Below are 16682 nucleotides of genomic sequence, written 5' to 3'. Positions count from 1 at the left end.
ATCATGCCACTCGGTAACAAGGCTTATTATCACGCTGTTCGTAGCGTTGCCTGAGGACCGACACCATGGTCCCGTCTGACGAAATGAGTTCCTCACCACAAACCGAGACGTACGAAGTCACGCTCTCCCGAGACGAGCAATGGGTCGCCCATCACGTCCTGTCGAACCGGCTTGACGAGGCTCTCGACGGCGACGAGACACCGCCGGAGTGGGTACTTGAGTCGATCGACGCGGTCGAAGCCGACGGCGAGACGCGACTCACCGGTTCCCAGGCCGACCGGCTCTATACCGCGTTGGCCTCGTACGTCGACCGCGAGGACGCTCCGGAACGGGACGTCAGCCACGGGGCGGCCGTCCTCGAGACCCTCGAGGGCGTTCGCGAGCCCTAAGGGACCGCTTTTTCAGGGGCGCGTCGTCGCCCAGACGGCAGTCACAGCGAGCAGAATAGCTGGAGCCAGCGGCAGGATTAGTAATGCGAACCGATATCCCTCCGCGCCGGGCGGGAAGAGATAGATCGCGGTCGGGGCGATCAGGAAGGCGAACACGAGGACGCCGACGAGGACCCAGCCGCGCCAGTCGAACTCCCGGTCGGCCGTCTCTGGGTGGGACGGGTCCCACCCATCGTCGTCGTCGGCCGACTCGTCGGTTTCCCCGTCGTCGGCGTCGAACGCCGCCGGATCGTGGACGTAGCCGCCGTCGTCGTTCGAACTCACTATCGGACCCTTTGACCGCATCGTAAAAGCCCTCACGGTTGGCCAACCGGGTCGGCCGTGATCGAGACGGGGTTTAGAGTTCGCTGTCCGGCCGAACGACGACCTTGCCAAAGCCCTCCCGGTTCTCGATGATCTCGTGAGCGCGGGCCGTCTCGCTCATCGGCAACTCCTCGCGGATCGCGGGTTCGAAGGTGCCGTCCCAGACCAGTTCCATCACGTCGTCGACCTGCTCGGGCGTGGCCATCGTCGAGCCGATGATCGTGAGCTGTTCCCAGAAGATCCGCGGGATGTCCGTCTCGGGGTTGCCCCCGCCCGTGCCGCCGCAGGTCACGAGCCGGCCGCCCTTGGTCAGGCTCTTCAGCGAGTCCCGCCAGGTGGGCGCGCCGACGTGTTCGACGACCACGTCGACCCCGCGGCCGTCCGTCTCCGAGAGGACCCAGTCTGCGAAGTTCTCCTCCTCGTAGTTACAGACGTGATCCGCGCCGTGTGCCTCGGCGTACTCGAGTTTCTCCTCGGTGCTGCCGGTGGCGTAGACCTCCGCGCCGGCGTAGTCGGCGATCTGTAAGGCGGCGTGGCCGACCCCGCCGCTTGCCCCCAGCACGAGGACGCTCTCGCCGGCCTCGAGGTCCGCCCGCTCGATGAGCATGCGCCACGCGGTCTGGAAGACCAGACTGCTGGAGCCGGCGACCGCCCAGTCGACGCCCTCCGGGACGGGGATGAGGTTGTCCTCGGGGACGGCGGCGTACTCGGAGTGGACGCCCCGGACGTGTTCGCCGATGATGTGGAACTTCGGGTCGAGCGTCGGGTCGTCCATCCGGAGGTCGCCGACGCCGGCCGAGACCGCGACGCGGTCGCCTTCCTCGAACCGGGTCACGTCCTCGCCGACCTCCTCGACGACGCCCGCCGCGTCGCTGCCCGGAATGTGGGGCATCTCGAGGTCCAGTCCCGGCATTCCGCGGCGCGTCCAGATGTCCAGATGGTTGAGCGCGGCCGCCTTGACGTCGACCAGTACCTCGTCCCGATCGATCTCGGGGTCGGGGAACTCGCCGTACTCGATGACGTCGGTGTCGCCGTGTTCCGTGATTTGGACTGCCTGCATATACAGCAGCCAACGGAAACGGCGTGCATAACAGTTGGGCTACCAGCACTCCGGCGACGCCCCTTTGTTTGTACTGCAAAGTGACTTTGCAATGCAAAATACTTTCCGTGGGCCGTCCGTCGGGTCGACGCGAAGCCGATGGCGACCGAGACACCGACGACGGAAGCGGCGGACGGCGTATCGACCGGGAGCCGCGGCGTCTGGTTCGCACAGGCCCGCGCGTTCACCGACCGGAGTCTCCGGGAAGTCCGGAACAGCGGTCTCATGTTGGCGTGGGTGATCGCGTTCCCCGCGATCACGTACCTGCTCCGGGTGACGCAAGGGACCGAGACGTCGGCCGCGGCCGACGCGAGCGTCGCGATCGGCACCGGCGTCCTCGGGGCGATGTTCGTCTCTTTGTTCCTCTTCGGGAGCCAGCTCGCGACGGACCTCGAGGACCGGCGGTACGCGGCCTACCGGTCGATGCCGATCTCGTCGTCGGCCGAACTGGCCGGCCGGATGGCGGCCGGGCTCGTCCTCGCCGCGGGGTCGTTCGCCGTCACGATCGTCGTCGCGGTCGCGACCGGCGCGGCATTCGGGCTCCGCGGGCCCGCGTCGGTGCCGGTCGTCCTGCTCGCCGGGGTGGCGGCCTGTCTGTTCTGGATGGTCGTCGCCGTCCCGTTCGTGGTCGTCGCGGGGAACAAACGCGTCGCGTCGATGGCGACGACGCTCGTGGCCGTCATGGCGTTCGTCCTCACCGGGCTCAACGGGGTCGTTCCGGCACAGTCGCCGATCGACGGCCCGGCGTTGAACTACCTCCCGAACACGCTGGCGACGCGGCTGCTCGTAGCTCACCTCGTCCCCGCCGAGAACTGGACCGAACTCGGCGTCTCACCGCCCCAACTGCCGACCGAACCGGCGTTCCTCGCGTTGCTGACCGGCTACACGCTGATCGCGGTCGTCGCCGGCTCGGTACTGGTCACCCGGACCCTCTACGACCGGGGGTGGTGGACGTGACCGAGCCGGTCGCGACCGCCGACGGCGTCAGCAAGTCCTTCGGCGACGACGGCGTCCTCGAGGCGGTCGATCTCATCGTCGAGGCGGGCGAACTGCTCGTGTTGATGGGGCCGAACGGGGTCGGCAAGTCGGTCTTGCTGTCGTGTCTCGCCGGCAGCCAGCGGCCGTCGGCGGGCGACGTCGAGGTCTTCGGCGAGCCCGCGACCGCCCGCGCGGACACCACGAGCTTCCTCCTGCAGGACGCGCTGGCGCTCGAGAAACTCACTGGCCGCGAGAACGTCAATTTCTATCGACGGCTCCACCCGCAGTTTACCGACGCGTGGCGCGACCACGTCGCGAGGCTGGGCATCGCGGACGACCTCGACAGGCCCGTCGCGGACTACTCCGGCGGGATGGTCCGGAAGCTCGAACTCGCGATCGCGGCCAGCATCGACGTGCCGCTGTACCTGTTCGACGAGCCGACGGCCGCGCTGGATCTGGCGACGGTCCCGACGGTCCACGAACTGTTCCGCGAGAAGCGAGCGGCCGGAAAGACCCTCGTCGTCACCAGCCATCGGCCGATGAACGCCGACGTCGCCGATCGACTCGCCTTCCTCGCCGGCGGCCGGATCGTCGCGACGGGCGCGCCCGAGGAGCTGCTGGCGTCGGTCCCGCCGGTCCTCGAGACCCGCGCGGCGAACGCGAGCGCGCTGGCCGCCGTCGCCGACGGCGAGCCGTTCGCGGTGGCCGGGAACGTTCGGGCGGTCGTCCCGAGCGAATACGGGGCCGCCGCCGATCCCGAAGGGGTCCTCGCCGACCTGGCGGCCGAGACGGGGATCGATCGGGCCGATCTGTCGATCGTCGAGCCGACCTACACCGCCCTGTTTAATTACTATACGAACGGTGTACCGACCACGAACGGACAGTAACGATGGCCCGGAACGTCTCGGACGACGTCGATCCCGACCGGCTCGAGGCCGAAATCGCGGAGATCAAGGGAGCCATGGGGCTCGCGTCGGACCACCCCTACTGGTGGCGGTTCTGGATCGTGGAGGGTGTTTGTACCGGGCTCCTCTTCACTATCGTCCAGTTCTGGCTCCGCGAGGGGTTTCGGCCGTGGATCGCCGTCGCGTTCGCCGGCGTCGTCGGCTGCTGTGAACTCGCGAAGCGACGCCTCCGGTCGAGCTACGAGCCGCCGGCCGCGGGGCTGCCGAGCCAGCGGCGCTGGTTCGTCGCGGTCCTCGCCGGCGTCATCGCCCTGGTCGTCGGACTTCGCCCGGTCTTCGAGTCGCTGGGCCCGACGAACGCGGTTCGGCTGGCGATCGTCGCCGCGGGCGCGGTCATCGGCGTCGGCTACGTCCTCATGGGCCAGTTGCTCGCCGCGTACGACGTCAGGCCCGCCGACCGGTACGCGTTCGTCGTCGGCGGCGCGTGGATCATGGTCCTCTCGGCGGCCATCCCTTACATCCCCGCCTTCGAGGGCTGGGAGTACGCGGCGTTCGGCATCGGCATCGCACTGCATCACGTCGCGACCTACGTTGCTCTCTTCCGATACTGACATGGAATTCAACAAACTAGTCCACCAACCGACGCGACTTCGGATCTTCGCACACCTCTACGCGAACGGTCCGACGGGGTTTACCGCCCTCACGTCGACCCTCGAGGTGACCAACGGGAACCTCGCCAGCCACATCGACCGCATGGCCGAGGCCGACTGCGTCGCCGTCGAAAAGGAGTTCGTCGACGACACCCCCCAGACGACGTATCGACTCACCGACCGCGGCGAGGAACTGTTCGAGGACCACGTCCGCACCCTCGAGTCGCTCATCGCCGATCTCGACACCGACTCGGGGTCGGACCCGCCGTACGATCCCGACGCCATGCCGGACCGGGAGCGGGATCCGAACGGCGGGCCGGGGCCCGACCCCACGCCGTAACCCGCGTGCGTAGCTTTTACCCGCCGGCTTTCGAAGGCGGCGTATGGACGAGACGGACGCGGACACGCTCTGTACCGGCGTCATCACGATCGCCTCGGACCGCGGTCTCGAGGAAGACGCGGCCGGGGAGACGGTCACCGATCTCCTCGAGGCCGACGGACACGAGGTCGCGGTACGGGAACACGTCAACTCGGATCACGATACGGTCCAGTCGATCGTCTCACGGCTGCTCGACCGCGACGACGTCGATATCGTGATCACGGCCGGCGCGACCGGTGTCGAGCCCGGCGATATCACGATCGAGGCGGTCGAACCGCTCCTGAAGAAGGAACTGGCCGCGTTCAGCGAACTCGTCACCGTTCTCGGCTACGAGCGGGTCGGCACGGCGGTCGTCGGCGCACGGACGCTCGCGGGCGTGGCCGACGGCACGCCGGTCTTCTGCCTGCCGGGGCACGTCGACGCGGTCCAGCTCGCCCTCGAGGAGATCGTCCTCGCGGAAGCGTCCACCCTCGTCGAGCGCGCCGGGTACGAGGCGGCCGACGCCGACGAGGAGTCGTCCGATGCCGACGAGGAGCCGACCGACGCGAACGGGGCCGAACCCGCCGACGGAGGTGCCTGACGTGAGCGAACCGCTCGACAAGGCGGCCGTCCGCGAGCGGGTCTGGGACGATCTCGAGGACAGCGGCGAAGCGCGGTTCCCGTTCCCGCCCCACGGCCGGATCCCGAATTTCGCGGGGGCCGACGCCGCCGCCGACCGACTGGCCGAGCAACCCGAATGGGAGCGGGCGACGGCGATCAAGGCCAACCCCGACGCGCCGCAACTGCCCGTCCGCCGGCGGGCGTTACGCGAGGGCAAGACCGTCTACATGGCGGTCCCCCGTCTCCGTGACGAGGAGTGTTTCCTGAAGCTCGATCCGGACGACCTCGCGGACTACGACGCGGCGACGACCGTCTCGGGCTCGTCGAAACACGGGGAACAGATCGGCCCGGACGAGGTCGATCGGGTCGATCTGATCGTCTCGGGAAGCGTCGCCGTCACCGAGAGCGGGGGCCGCATCGGCAAGGGCGAGGGCTACAGCGACCTCGAGTACGCCGTCCTCCGGGACCTCGGCCTCGTCGACGACGCGACGCCGGTCGCGACGACGGTCCACGAACGGCAGCTGATCGACGGCCCGGTCGAGATCGGGAGCCACGACGTCGCGATGAACCTCGTGGTCACGCCCGACCGCGTCGTTCGGCCCGAGACCGGCGACCAGCCGACCGGCATCGACTGGGAGCTGCTCGCGGACGAACGACTCGCGGAGATTCCGGTCCTCCGGCGGCTCCGGGAGCGGTAGTTCGCGTCGAGGAAAGGGGATCCATCCCCGGGGCACGGTCGAGCCGTGCCCCGAATGCCAGGGTCGCAGGGTGTGACGCGAGCCGGTGGGGCGGGCTCGCGTCGGCGAGAATCGGTTGGCAGTGGTGGGGGAAGGGTGCTGTGGTGGGGTTGCTGGAAGTCGCGGGAACAGGTGGTGGGTGCCTTGGGGTCTGCCCGTCGACCTCCACGCGGTAGTAGCGGCCGATCCCACTTGAACGGCGGTGATGGTATACCGCTCTTACGCCGAGTTTGACCGAATTCAACGCGGCTTTATCGGCTCGAGATCCGCCGTCAGACGGTTTATACTGGACGTCTCGGACGTAATGAAAGCGAACGCTGACGGTCGCCGGAACGGACGCTTCGCCGGCGTTCGGACGACGACGAATTCGGCTGCCATCGCCCCGGCTCCTCGTGACCGGTGTTCCGGCGGCTGCCTCAGTCGACGAGTTCCTCGACGACGATGTCGGCGTCCATCAACTGCGGGTCGATCGCGATGTCGAGTTGGCCCTTGACGAACTCCGGGACCGTCCGGTTGGCGTAGACGACGGTCCGGACGTCCTCGTTCAGATCGCAGACGATCGGGATCGTCGTCGCCTGCCCGACGTCGGTCAGGACGTAGAGGTCGGCCTCGACGACGCCGGCCTCCTCGAGTTGGGGACGGGAGACGACGCCCGTGACGCGGGTCACGTCGACGCCTGCGTTCTCGAGGGCCGCGCCGATGCCGTCCTCGTCGTCGCCGGCGACGACCGCGGTCGTGGCGCTCATTCGTACTCGATGGTCGCGGGCGGTTTGTGAGTCACGTCGTAGACGACGCGGGCGACGTTCTCGTGGGACCCCGTAATTCGGGACTGAATGCGCTGGAGGGTGTCCCAGTCGATCTCTTGGGCGCGGGCGGTCATTCCGTCGCGGGACTCGACCGAGCGCACCGAGACGACCCAGCCGTGGACGCGGTTGTCACCCTTGACGCCGGTGGCCTTGCCGATGACGGCCGCCAGCGCCTGCCAGGGCTCGTACTCCTCGAGTTCCTCCTCGACGACGTGGTTGGCCTCGCGGGCGACCTCCAACTTCTCCTCGGTGATCTCGCCGATGATCCGCACGGCGAGGCCGGGGCCGGGGAACGGCATGCGTTCGGAGACGACCTCCTCGAGGTCGAGCGCGCGGGCGACCTCGCGGACCTCGTCCTTGTAGAGGTCGCGCATGGGCTCGACAATGCCCTCGAAGTCGACGACCTCCGGGAGGCCGCCGACGTTGTGGTGGGACTTGATCGTCCCCTCGCTTTCGATGCGGTCGGGGTAGATCGTCCCCTGCACGAGGTAGTCCGCGTCGACCTCTTTCGCGACTGTCTCGAACTCCCGGATGAACTGCTCGCCGATGATGTGGCGTTTCTCCTCCGGGTCGGTGACGCCCTTGAGCGCCTCGAGGAAGCGGTCTTGGGCCTCCACGATCCGGAGACTGTCCATGTAGTCGAACGTCTCGCGGATCTCGTCGGTTTCGCCTTTCCGCATCAGGCCGGTGTCGACGTAGACGGCCGTAAGCTGGGTGCCGATCGCCTCGTACGCCAGCGCGGCGGCCGTCGAGGAGTCGACGCCGCCCGAGAGGGCGATGACGGCGTTTGCATCGCCGATTTCGTCTTCGATCTCTGCGACTGCGTCGGGAACGAACGTCTCGGTATCTACCATCAGTGGGTTACCTCTGTTTCCGCGTCGGTGTCGTCGTCTGCGGGGTCGGTGTCGTCGTCATCGGCCGGTCCCTCGAGAACGGCCTCGACCAGCCCCAGGAACGGCGGGCTCGGCTGGCCGGGTCGGGACGTGTACTCGGGGTGGAACTGCGTCCCGACGAAGAACGGATGATCCTCGAGTTCGAGGATTTCCATTCGGTTGCCCGCGGTCCCGGAGAACGTCAGCGGCTCGTCCTCGAAGGCGTCGAAGTACTCGGGGTTGACCTCGTAGCGGTGGCGATGGCGCTCCGAACAGGAGGTGTCGCCGTACAGGTCGTAGGCCAGCGTCTCGGGCTCGATGACGGTCGTGTGTTCACCCAGCCGCATCGTCCCGCCCATGTCCTCGACCTCGTATTGCTCGGGCAGGATGTCGATGACGGGGTGGGGCGTGTCTTCCTCCATCTCGGCGGAGTGGGCCCCCTCGAAGCCCAGCACGTTCCGTGCGTATTCGACGACGGCCATCTGGAAGCCCAGACACAGGCCCAGGAACGGCACGTCGTTCTCGCGGGCGTACTGGACCGCGCGGATCTTCCCTTCGGAGCCGCGCATCCCGAAGCCGCCGGGGACGATGACGCCGTCCATCCCCTCGAGTTGGCCGTCGTGGCCCTCGCTCAGTTCGTCGGCCGCGACCCAGTGGACGTTCACGTCGACGCCGACCTCGAAGCCGGCGTGTTTCAGCGACTCGTGGATCGACATGTACGCGTCCTCGAGGTCGTACTTGCCGACCAGCGCGATATCGACCGCACCGTCCTTCTCGCTCGTGACGATCTCGCGCCACTCGTTGGCACGTTCGCCTTCCGGTAGGGCCTCCTCGGCCAGCCCGAAGTGTTCGAGGACGTACTGGTCCAACCCTTCGTCCTCGACCATCAGCGGGACGTGATAGACGTCCTCGACGTCGGGGTTCGAGAACACTGCCTCGGTCGGGATGTCACAGAACAGCGCGATCTTCTCTTTGGTCTCGGGATCGAGTCGATCCTCACAGCGGCCGACGATCACGTCGGGCTGGAGGCCGATCGAACGGACTTCCTTGACCGAGTGCTGGGTCGGCTTGGTCTTCTGCTCGCCGTTTTTCGAGTACGGGACGAGGGTCACGTGGGTGAAGAGGACGTTCTCCTCCGGTTCCTCGTGGGCGAACTGGCGCAGGGCCTCGAGGTAGGGCATCCCCTCGATGTCCCCGACGGTGCCGCCGACTTCGATGATACAGACGTCGGTGCCTTCGGCGGCCTCCCGGATCCGCCGTTTGATGTCGTTGGTGATATGCGGGATGATCTGGACGGTCTTGCCCAGGTAATCGCCGGCGCGTTCCTTCTCGATGACGTGCTGGTAGGTCTTCCCCGTCGTGATGTTGTGATCCGAGGTCATGTCGATGTCGAGGAACCGCTCGTAGTTCCCCAGATCGAGGTCGACCTCGCCCCCGTCTTCCAGTACGTAGACTTCCCCGTGCTGGTAGGGGTTCATCGTCCCCGCGTCGACGTTCAGGTACGGATCGATCTTCACTGCGGTGACGTCGAACCCGGCGTTTTTCAGGAGTCGGCCGGTACTCGCGGCCGTAATCCCCTTGCCGAGCCCCGACATGACGCCGCCGGTGACGAAGATGAACTTGTTCCCCAGCGAGGGGTCATAATGAGTGTCCGATTCCGTCGGCATACCGAGTGTGCGCGCGACCGCTTGAAAACGATTTCGGGAGCGAACCGCCCCGATAGGGGTTGTCACTCCCCATTGCCGTTGGAGACAGTCACTATCACGGCCACGACAGCCACGGTCGTCCACCGGCGACTCTCACCCGGGGGCTTCGTCCTGTACGTCGACGATCTCGGCCCCCTCGAGGGATTCGTTCCCGCCCTCCATTCGTATCTGGATCGTCCGTCCGGGGAGTCCCGGATCCCCTTCGTCGGCGTCCTGTAGCACCGACACGGCGGTGACGCCGTCGATCGTGACCGACCGGCGCTGGATGGGGTCGCCCTCGTACTCGACGGTGTCCCACGTCTCGACGTCGAACTCGTCCATCTCGGCCCCGAAGTAGTCGTCCGCATCGGGATTCACCGCGTCCTCGGTCTGGGACTCACCGGTCGTTCGGTTGTCGTCGAACTGGACCTCCTCGTGTTTGTACTGGTGGAGCTGTACGAGCATACGCTAGCCACGACCTGCAGTGTGGTAACTCTCATACTGGAACTCGCCGGGCGGTCTCGAGTCGCCGGTACGCCGTCGACGAGAGCATACAGCGGCGGGTGAGTCGAGACCGGCGGGCGTGTCATCGGACTAAGGGTACCGGTTTTATTTTATGCCCGGGAATCGAAATCGCGAACACCGTGGCATCATACGACCGGCACCGTCCCCTCGAAGTGAGCGACCCCGACATTGGCTTCCAGGCCGGGTTCGGCTTCTATCTCGGGATCGTCGTCACCGGGATCGTCGCGATCGCGGGGGTGTTCGCCGACGTGGGGACGGCGGCGCTGCTTGGCATCCTGCCGAGTACAGTGACTGCCGTCGCCATCGTCGGCCACATCTACGCCAGCCGGGCGCGGGGACTGCCCGAGCGTATCGGCCGGAGCCGCTGGCGACGACTCGGCTGTTACGCCCCGGCGGCGGCGTTTACGGCGCTTCTCTTTACCGCCGGGACCATGCCGATCGCCGACACCGGTCGGTTCATCGTCCTGACCGTCGCCGCGGCCGTTCTGGCCGGCGTCTCGGGCTTTGGCCTCGAGCGGATGGCGAAAAACCGGTACGTCGACGCGCTCACGACCGACGAACCCGCCGCGACGTGGACGTGGCAGCGAAGCGGCGGGTGGACCGGCGAACCGGCCTACACCGTAATCATGGCGTTCATGATCCTCGCCGGACTGGTCAGCATCTGGCAGGGCGAGTGGTACCTCGGGCCGTTCTGGGTCGTTTACGGGGTCGTCATGATCCTCTCGAGACGGTACGACTGGTACGACCTCGAGGAGACCGACCGCTGGAACCCACCGGAGATCCGCGTTCACGAGGCCGGCCTCGTCGTCGACCGGTCGTTCTGGAAAGGGTTCATTCCCTGGGCGACGGTCGACGGCGTCCGGCTGACCGACGACGAACTCGTCGTCGAACGGCGGCGCTTTGGCCTCGACAGTAGCGTCTTCGATCTCCGCTGTGACCGCTCGGCGATCGACGACGCCGACGCGGTCGTCGAGGCGCTCGAGCGCGCCCGCGAACGGGCCGCGCGTCGCGGTTCGCGGGTCGTCGATATGACGAACTGACACGAGTCACGGGTCGTCATCGGGCCATGGTATCCGCTCGCGGCCCCGCCGGAATCGAATTCCATGTCCCTGTCTCCGCCCGCAACTTCGTCGCGATTTGGAGCGACGACGAACTCACTGTCGCCGGGACCTGAAAGCGTAGCAGCCTCCGATCCGGCGGACTCGTATTCACCGCGGTGATGACCATAACGTTCGCCTGCGACCACGCGAAATTATCGGGGCGTTCCATGGACTGCTCATGGCTGGTTACGGTACGCCCCTGTTTTTCTCGCAGCAACTCGTGGACGGGAAGTGGGGAATCGAGTTCGACATGAGCGAGCGGTAGAGCCTGTCACGAATCAAGGACAATTGATCGGAACAGGTCAGTACAACTCGTACCGTACGAACCGGACCGTCGCGTAGCGATACGAGAGGATGCTGATCGCAGTACAACTCGTCAACAGGGCAAGCCCACCCCACGTTTGAATTGTGTCGGCAGGTACGGACGGTACGACGATCGTGAACGCTTCCGGAAGAAATACGAGGAGCAAGCCGACCAAACCACCGGCTCCGACGAGAAACGAGTAGAGCCCGAGTACGGTGAGGTGCGGAGTGACGACGGTCCGGCCGTCGGCCCGGGTCGATCGATGGGTTGCCGGTACCAGACAACCGAGACCGCTTCCAACTGCTGTCGCACAGATTGCAGACAGCACAGTGACCCCGGTCAGTATCGCTGTCTGTGGGATCGTAATCGGGCCTACGATGCCAGCCACTGCAAGCAGTATCGTTGCCGGTGGAAGCGTAATGACAAGCCCCGCGAGCATCCGACCGTCGACGAAGCACCGATCGGGAACGGTCGCGAGGACGAGCTGTGAGTACATCGGTCCGCTGTCGCCGATCGGGTTCAGACAAAAGAGCGCGCCAGCGACCCAGACGGTTGCCACCGAAACGATAGGCGGGCCAACGAGCAGCGCGACCGGAAGCGGTTCTCCAAGGAGCGAGACTCCTGTCGGGAGCAACACGAACGCAGCGACGAACACGTGTGCGAGACCAGCGGGGTTTCGAACACCGCGAAGTATCTGTATCCGAGCAACGCGAACTGACGGGTGACTCTTGAACGGGACGTGTCCCGTTGCGGCCGCTCGCGTCGGTTTGGCGCCGGCGGATCGCTGGGAGGATCGCCACCAGACTGCAGGCGCGACCGTTCGGACCGCGCCGAGGAGACAGAGCGGAAGCGCGACCGCCGTAGCGATCGAAAGGATGGACCCCACCGGACTGGCCGTCGAAACGGCGGGCGAACCGAGAAGCGCGAGGTTCGTATACACGGACAGGGGCGTCTGGATTGCCTCGAGGGAACGGACGGCTTCTGGAAATGATGCGAGGGGCGACGGAGTCCGCTCGAGACCGGCAATGACGACTGCGAGAACGACGGCAAGAAGACCGTATAGCACTCGATGTCCGATCCGTCGGACGACCGGCGTCACACCGAGCCCGAGTAGGTACCCGCCGAGGACACACGCGAGGAGAAACAATGCAACGGATATCCCGCCGGTGACGACGAGCAGTGGCGCGCCCATCCCGAACGCAAAGACGGTCCAGACGGCAGTTATCGGTACACCGAGGACGAACACGACGCGAACGCACTCGGCGAGTACCAATCCGGTGGCGACGTCCGGTGCGGGCGTGGCAAGCAGGACGAACGCTGGTTCGTCCGGATAGCCGATCTCTAGGGCCGTTCGAAGCACGGTGAGTCCGACGATGAGAATTGCTAAGAAGGACAGTTGGTTCCCGAGAAGGTCGGGAAGCGGGATCGGTGGCTCACCCGTCACCCATCTTCGGCCGTACCGATACACGAGGCGAGTACCGCGATACCAGACCGGCGTCGTAACGAGGAAACTCGCGACCAGTAACAACAACCGTCGGCGATCGGCTGTTAGCCGACGGATACTCCGACGGAGTGTCGTCGATAGGACGAGACGGACGTGATTATTCCCCATGCTCATCCGGCGTGTTCAGACCCGCTGCTTCGCCGAAGAGCGGAATTGCGACGACGATCCAAACGCCGGCACCGACGACGAGCAGCGCATCATCCGTGGTAATCGGTGCGAAGAGAACCACGAATCCTGCAGCCAGAAGGAAGCCGAAACCACCACCCGCGAGCGAGCGCGGTCGGTGATCGAAAAGTACGATACCGACTCCGTGGCAGAGGCCCGACAAAATGACGAAAACCCCTGCCACCGCGTACCAAGACGAAACACCGATCTCGACGAGTCCGTACAGTACGGTTCCGGAAAACGCAAGCAGAAGCGCGTTTCCGATGAGAAGTTTATTTGTCGTCAATAACGAGAGGCGCTCTTGAAACATTGTGTCCTATCTGTATTATACTTGGAAATGAATTAACAAATACATTTCGATCATTCGGCCGTACTCGATTCTGAACCGTCAGCAGAGGTCGAGTTCCGAATGAGAGCAGATATCTTCGGCAGGGGAATCACAGCCAACATGGCTGATCGCAGCACAAGCGGCCTGCGTGAATGCGAAGCACCCACCGCCCGCGATGTAACCGAGTCCAGTAAGAACGCCACAAATGAAAGCAGTTGATGCTCCGCATCCGATCCGACAGATTTGCTTCACCGCAGTTGTACATCCTGCACACCCGACATCAAACGCCACCGAGATTTCGCCCGATTCGGCGGCCGGACCGGCGGAGTCAAGCGATACGTCGTGTACCGTCTCTTCCATCCCATCGAGCGCGTCGACGACGCGTGCGGTAACTGTTCCCTCTACGTCGTCAATAGACTGTATATCGGCGGACGGTTGTTCGATCGATCTCTCGACGTACTCGAGCGACGCAATCGTCACTTCCGCTGAATCAAGCGATCGTCCGATCGTGAGATAGGCCTCGTCGGCGCTCGAACCCGCTATCGGGACCGAGACGAGTTCAAGTTGGTTCATTCCCCGGAGAGAATTGACGAAGGACAGGCTTTGCTTCGATAATCTGTTCTGTCTTTGTTATTGCTTCCATATATACTTCAAGTATGTGTGATCCTGCAGCAGTGAGGTCGTATTTGCCGTTGTTCTTTATCACCCACCCATAATTCTCGAAATCCGTAATAATTCTTTGAACAGTTGCTCGCGAGATAGAACACCGTTCGACGAGATCCGACGGAGTACTTGGGTGATCTGCGATCGTTCGTAACAGTTGAGGCCGGTTCGCAGACCTGGACAAGTACGCTATTTTTTCATAGGCTCCCTCCATTATTAGAGCATACTATATGACAATTAATAAAATCTTCTATAATTGTATATATTTCATACACCATCCAATAGGAAGAGTCAGCCATACACTGCATTGATTAATCCATATACCTGTGTTTGCCTGGAACGAATGTGGCAAAATAAGCATTAGTTCTATCGAAGCGTGCTGAATTATTTGCCCCAGAACGGATCGCGGTTGCGCTGCTTGTCGAGGTACATGTTCAGCGCCTCGAGTTCGTCGCCGGGGATCTCGCTGGCGAGTTCCTGCTCTAAGATCTTCGCGTGTTTCTCGGGGATCTCGGCCCAGAGTTCGTCGTCCTCCTCGATCCCGCGGCCGACGGTGGGGCCGTCGATGGCGACCGAGACGCGGTTGCCCGCGCGGGCCTCGTCGACGTCCTCGCCCTGTTCCTGAATGCCCTTGACCTGCCCGACGCGCTCGGGTTCGTTGCCCTCGAACTTGACGACGTTGGCGTTGGTCTGGATCGTCCCCGAGTTCACCTCGACGCCGACGACCGCCGGATCGTTCTGGCGGAAGGTGTGATCCGGCAGGATCCGGAATCGGGCGGGCCGGGTGATGTTCTCGAGGATGGTGTCCTGCTGGGCCTGCTCGATGTTCTCGACGTACTCCTCGTAGCCCTCGACGAGCTGGTAGATGACCTCGTCGGTGAAGATCGAGACGTCCTCGATCTCGGCGCGCTGCTCGGCGTCGTCCAGGGCGTCGACGTTGAACCCGAGGATCACCTGCTGTTTCGGGTCCTCGGCCGTCGAGGCGACCGAGACGTCACGCGGCGCGACGTCGCCGACCTCCGCGCGGACGATCGGGACCTCGGCCTCGCCCAAGGCGTCGGCCATCGCCTCGAGGCTGCCCAGGGTGTCTGCCTTGACGACGACGCCTTCTTCGGCCGTGTCGACGGCGATATCGGCCAGTTCGGCCTGGACTTCCGCGATGACTTCCTCGAGGTCGCGGTCGCGGACGACCCGGACCGGCGCGCCGGCCATCGCGTCCGTGAGGTCGGGCGCGGCGACCTTGATCCCGGACGCGGCCGACACCTCATCGACCGTTTCGAAGCGGCTCTCGGTACGAATCTCGGCCAGTGGCCGCGGCTGGAGCAGGGCCCGGACCTCGGTAACGATCGGCTCGTTTTGCCCGCCGACGACGAGCGTGTCGTCGGCCCGGATCGTCCCGTCGTACAGCACCGTGTCGATGGTCGTCCCGAACCCTTTCTCCTCTTTGACCTCGAGGACGGTGCCGACGCCGGGGCCGGCGACGTCGATCTCCATCTCCTCTTTCATGTAGCGCTGGGACAGCCCCATCATGACGGTCAGGAGGTCGGGGACGCCCTCGCCGGTCATCGCCGAGACGGGGACGACCCCGACGTTGCGCTGGAAGTTCTGGACCCGCCAGTAGAGGTCCGCGGAGAACCCCTCGTCCGAGAGGTTGCCGATGATCTCGTAGAGACTCTCGTCGAGTCGTTCGCGCACGCGATCCGTTTGGGACTCGTAGGTGTCGTTGATCGGCGTGTCCTCGTGTTCCTTCCAGCCCGGGACGGTGTCGATCTTGTTCGCGGCGACGATAAACGGCGTTTCCGAGCGCTTGAGGATGTCCAGGGCCTCGAGCGTCTGGGGCTGGAAGCCGTCGTTGACGTCGACGACGAGGATGGCGATGTCGGCCAACGCGCCCCCGCGAGATCGCAGCGTCGTAAAGGAGTGGTGACCCGGCGTGTCGATAAAGAGGAGGCCAGGGAGGTCGAAATCGTCCGGGTCGACGAGATCGCCCGCGATCGTCGAGATGATGTCCAGCGGCACGGCGGTCGCGCCGATGTGCTGGGTGATCGCGCCTGCTTCGCCCTCGATGACCGCGGAGCCGCGGATCTTATCGAGGAGACTTGTCTTGCCGTGATCGACGTGTCCGAGGACGGCGACGATCGGCGTTCTGAGGGATGTGGGGTCGCGTGTATCCGTGTCCGACATGATGAACCACCCGAGAAGGTCTTACCTAAATCGTCCGTAGCGCCGTAGTTAAACCCATCGTCATCCGCGTTCCGGACCGCCGCGATCGACCGCCGAGTCTCGGCGGTCGTCGGCTCGAGTCGAGGGCGGCCGCTCCGGCGGTCCGCTCGCCTCGAGAGCGGTCCCAATCGTTTAATACCGATTAGTAAGTACGGGCATGCATGAGCGATATACTCGCTGAAAACCTCTCGGGGAAGTCCGTCATGGGTTCCGACGGCACCGAGCTTGGATTGCTCTATAACATCACCATGGATCTCAAATCGGGCACGCTTCACGATCTCGTCATCGAGCCCGACGAGGAGCTGTCGACCCGCGCCGTCGACTTCGATCTCGACGAGGGCGGTCACTTCCTCGTTCCCGTCAACCGTGTCCAAGCGGTGAAAGACTACATCGTCGTCCAGCGCTAA

Annotated in this window: 19 protein-coding genes and 1 pseudogene; 9 read left to right on the top strand and 11 right to left on the bottom strand. The window is 64.8% G+C overall.

The window, feature by feature from the left end; genetic code table 11:
* Positions 1 to 83 precede the first annotated feature (83 nt).
* Positions 84 to 389, top strand: a complete 306-nt coding sequence (locus NP511_RS07605; protein ID WP_006650029.1) for a DUF7853 family protein — start codon at positions 84 to 86, stop codon at positions 387 to 389.
* A 12-nt stretch (positions 390 to 401) separates the two neighbouring features.
* Here NP511_RS07605 and NP511_RS07600 read toward each other — a convergent pair whose 3' ends face one another.
* Both NP511_RS07600 and NP511_RS07595 read right to left on the bottom strand, forming a co-directional pair.
* Positions 402 to 713: a DUF7977 family protein gene (locus NP511_RS07600; protein WP_006650030.1), complete on the bottom strand. Its 312-nt coding sequence runs from the start codon at positions 711 to 713 to the stop codon at positions 402 to 404.
* Positions 714 to 786: 73 nt separating this feature from the next.
* A complete protein-coding gene (locus NP511_RS07595) occupies positions 787 to 1812 on the bottom strand; it encodes a zinc-binding dehydrogenase (protein WP_049965049.1) in 1026 nt (341 codons plus the stop codon).
* A gap of 138 nt (positions 1813 to 1950) precedes the next feature.
* On the opposite strand from NP511_RS07595, the gene NP511_RS07590 reads away from it, so the two are divergent.
* The 6 genes and pseudogenes from NP511_RS07590 (at position 1951) to NP511_RS07565 (ending at position 6061) form a co-directional block, all read left to right on the top strand.
* On the top strand, positions 1951 to 2808 hold the full coding sequence (locus tag NP511_RS07590; protein ID WP_049965048.1) for an ABC transporter permease: 858 nt from the start codon (positions 1951 to 1953) through the stop codon (positions 2806 to 2808).
* Entirely contained in the window at positions 2799 to 3716 is a 918-nt protein-coding gene (locus NP511_RS07585; protein WP_049965047.1) for an ABC transporter ATP-binding protein, read from the top strand. Before NP511_RS07590 ends, NP511_RS07585 begins: the two co-directional genes overlap by 10 nt.
* 2 nt (positions 3717 to 3718) lie before the next feature.
* Complete coding sequence (locus tag NP511_RS07580; RefSeq protein WP_049965046.1) at positions 3719 to 4345, top strand: hypothetical protein; 627 nt, start codon at positions 3719 to 3721, stop codon at positions 4343 to 4345.
* Between the two features lies 1 nt (position 4346).
* A pseudogene (locus tag NP511_RS07575) lies at positions 4347 to 4637 on the top strand (transcriptional regulator); the annotation flags it as partial.
* A 130-nt stretch (positions 4638 to 4767) separates the two neighbouring features.
* Positions 4768 to 5343, top strand: a complete 576-nt coding sequence (locus tag NP511_RS07570) for a MogA/MoaB family molybdenum cofactor biosynthesis protein (RefSeq protein WP_049965045.1) — start codon at positions 4768 to 4770, stop codon at positions 5341 to 5343.
* Positions 5285 to 6061 (top strand): 5-formyltetrahydrofolate cyclo-ligase, encoded by a 777-nt coding sequence (locus tag NP511_RS07565; protein ID WP_049965044.1) that lies wholly within the window; start codon positions 5285 to 5287, stop codon positions 6059 to 6061. The genes NP511_RS07570 and NP511_RS07565 overlap by 59 nt, the downstream gene beginning before the upstream one ends.
* 455 nt (positions 6062 to 6516) lie before the next feature.
* Here NP511_RS07565 and NP511_RS07560 read toward each other — a convergent pair whose 3' ends face one another.
* The 4 genes from NP511_RS07560 to NP511_RS07545 form a co-directional block, all read right to left on the bottom strand.
* Positions 6517 to 6846 (bottom strand): DUF7126 family protein, encoded by a 330-nt coding sequence (locus tag NP511_RS07560; RefSeq protein ID WP_049965043.1) that lies wholly within the window; start codon positions 6844 to 6846, stop codon positions 6517 to 6519.
* Entirely contained in the window at positions 6843 to 7760 is a 918-nt protein-coding gene (guaA, locus tag NP511_RS07555) for a glutamine-hydrolyzing GMP synthase (protein WP_049965042.1), read from the bottom strand. Before guaA ends, NP511_RS07560 begins: the two co-directional genes overlap by 4 nt.
* Entirely contained in the window at positions 7760 to 9445 is a 1686-nt protein-coding gene (gene pyrG, locus NP511_RS07550) for a glutamine hydrolyzing CTP synthase (protein ID WP_006650040.1), read from the bottom strand. Before pyrG ends, guaA begins: the two co-directional genes overlap by 1 nt.
* Before the next feature lie 132 nt (positions 9446 to 9577).
* Positions 9578 to 9928: a hypothetical protein gene (locus NP511_RS07545; RefSeq protein WP_049965041.1), complete on the bottom strand. Its 351-nt coding sequence runs from the start codon at positions 9926 to 9928 to the stop codon at positions 9578 to 9580.
* A 179-nt stretch (positions 9929 to 10107) separates the two neighbouring features.
* On the opposite strand from NP511_RS07545, the gene NP511_RS07540 reads away from it, so the two are divergent.
* A complete protein-coding gene (locus NP511_RS07540; RefSeq protein ID WP_233274319.1) occupies positions 10108 to 11028 on the top strand; it encodes a PH domain-containing protein in 921 nt (306 codons plus the stop codon).
* 362 nt (positions 11029 to 11390) lie between these two features.
* On the opposite strand, the gene NP511_RS07535 is transcribed toward NP511_RS07540, so the two are convergent.
* The 5 genes from NP511_RS07535 to infB all read right to left on the bottom strand — a co-directional run bounded on the left by NP511_RS07535 (position 11391) and on the right by infB (position 16236).
* A complete protein-coding gene (locus NP511_RS07535; protein ID WP_049965039.1) occupies positions 11391 to 12836 on the bottom strand; it encodes a hypothetical protein in 1446 nt (481 codons plus the stop codon).
* Between the two features lie 157 nt (positions 12837 to 12993).
* Positions 12994 to 13371, bottom strand: coding sequence for a hypothetical protein (locus tag NP511_RS07530; protein ID WP_049965038.1), 378 nt, complete (start codon positions 13369 to 13371; stop codon positions 12994 to 12996).
* Between the two features lie 78 nt (positions 13372 to 13449).
* Positions 13450 to 13962, bottom strand: a complete 513-nt coding sequence (locus NP511_RS07525; RefSeq protein ID WP_049965037.1) for a halocin C8-like domain-containing protein — start codon at positions 13960 to 13962, stop codon at positions 13450 to 13452.
* A complete protein-coding gene (locus NP511_RS23035; RefSeq protein ID WP_084158254.1) occupies positions 13949 to 14266 on the bottom strand; it encodes a MarR family transcriptional regulator in 318 nt (105 codons plus the stop codon). Before NP511_RS23035 ends, NP511_RS07525 begins: the two co-directional genes overlap by 14 nt.
* A 170-nt stretch (positions 14267 to 14436) precedes the next feature.
* Complete coding sequence (infB, locus tag NP511_RS07515; RefSeq protein ID WP_049965036.1) at positions 14437 to 16236, bottom strand: translation initiation factor IF-2; 1800 nt, start codon at positions 16234 to 16236, stop codon at positions 14437 to 14439.
* A 200-nt stretch (positions 16237 to 16436) separates the two neighbouring features.
* Between infB and NP511_RS07510 the strand changes: the two genes are divergently transcribed.
* Positions 16437 to 16682 carry a PRC-barrel domain-containing protein gene (locus tag NP511_RS07510; RefSeq protein WP_006182585.1) on the top strand — a complete coding sequence of 82 codons (246 nt, stop codon included), beginning with the start codon at positions 16437 to 16439 and terminating at the stop codon, positions 16680 to 16682.

This window comes from Natrinema thermotolerans (assembly GCF_031165565.1).
Taxonomy (GTDB): Archaea; Halobacteriota; Halobacteria; order Halobacteriales; family Natrialbaceae; genus Natrinema; species Natrinema thermotolerans.
This window is presented reverse-complemented; position numbering and strand designations above follow the sequence as displayed.

Bases quoted from the DNA above. Each gene is read 5' to 3' on its own strand.
- guaA (WP_049965042.1), bottom strand. From the start codon at position 7,760: ATGGTAGATACCGAGACGTTCGTTCCCGACGCAGTCGCAGAGATCGAA.
- NP511_RS07605 (WP_006650029.1), top strand. From the start codon at position 84: ATGAGTTCCTCACCACAAACCGAGACGTACGAAGTCACGCTCTCCCGA.
- NP511_RS07525 (WP_049965037.1), bottom strand. From the start codon at position 13,962: ATGAACCAACTTGAACTCGTCTCGGTCCCGATAGCGGGTTCGAGCGCC.
- pyrG (WP_006650040.1), bottom strand. From the start codon at position 9,445: ATGCCGACGGAATCGGACACTCATTATGACCCCTCGCTGGGGAACAAG.
- NP511_RS07510 (WP_006182585.1), top strand. From the start codon at position 16,437: ATGAGCGATATACTCGCTGAAAACCTCTCGGGGAAGTCCGTCATGGGT.
- NP511_RS07565 (WP_049965044.1), top strand. From the start codon at position 5,285: ATGCCGACGAGGAGCCGACCGACGCGAACGGGGCCGAACCCGCCGACG.
- infB (WP_049965036.1), bottom strand. From the start codon at position 16,236: ATGTCGGACACGGATACACGCGACCCCACATCCCTCAGAACGCCGATC.
- NP511_RS23035 (WP_084158254.1), bottom strand. From the start codon at position 14,266: ATGGAGGGAGCCTATGAAAAAATAGCGTACTTGTCCAGGTCTGCGAAC.
- NP511_RS07580 (WP_049965046.1), top strand. From the start codon at position 3,719: ATGGCCCGGAACGTCTCGGACGACGTCGATCCCGACCGGCTCGAGGCC.
- NP511_RS07595 (WP_049965049.1), bottom strand. From the start codon at position 1,812: ATGCAGGCAGTCCAAATCACGGAACACGGCGACACCGACGTCATCGAG.
- NP511_RS07590 (WP_049965048.1), top strand. From the start codon at position 1,951: ATGGCGACCGAGACACCGACGACGGAAGCGGCGGACGGCGTATCGACC.
- NP511_RS07545 (WP_049965041.1), bottom strand. From the start codon at position 9,928: ATGCTCGTACAGCTCCACCAGTACAAACACGAGGAGGTCCAGTTCGAC.
- NP511_RS07570 (WP_049965045.1), top strand. From the start codon at position 4,768: ATGGACGAGACGGACGCGGACACGCTCTGTACCGGCGTCATCACGATC.
- NP511_RS07530 (WP_049965038.1), bottom strand. From the start codon at position 13,371: ATGTTTCAAGAGCGCCTCTCGTTATTGACGACAAATAAACTTCTCATC.
- NP511_RS07560 (WP_049965043.1), bottom strand. From the start codon at position 6,846: ATGAGCGCCACGACCGCGGTCGTCGCCGGCGACGACGAGGACGGCATC.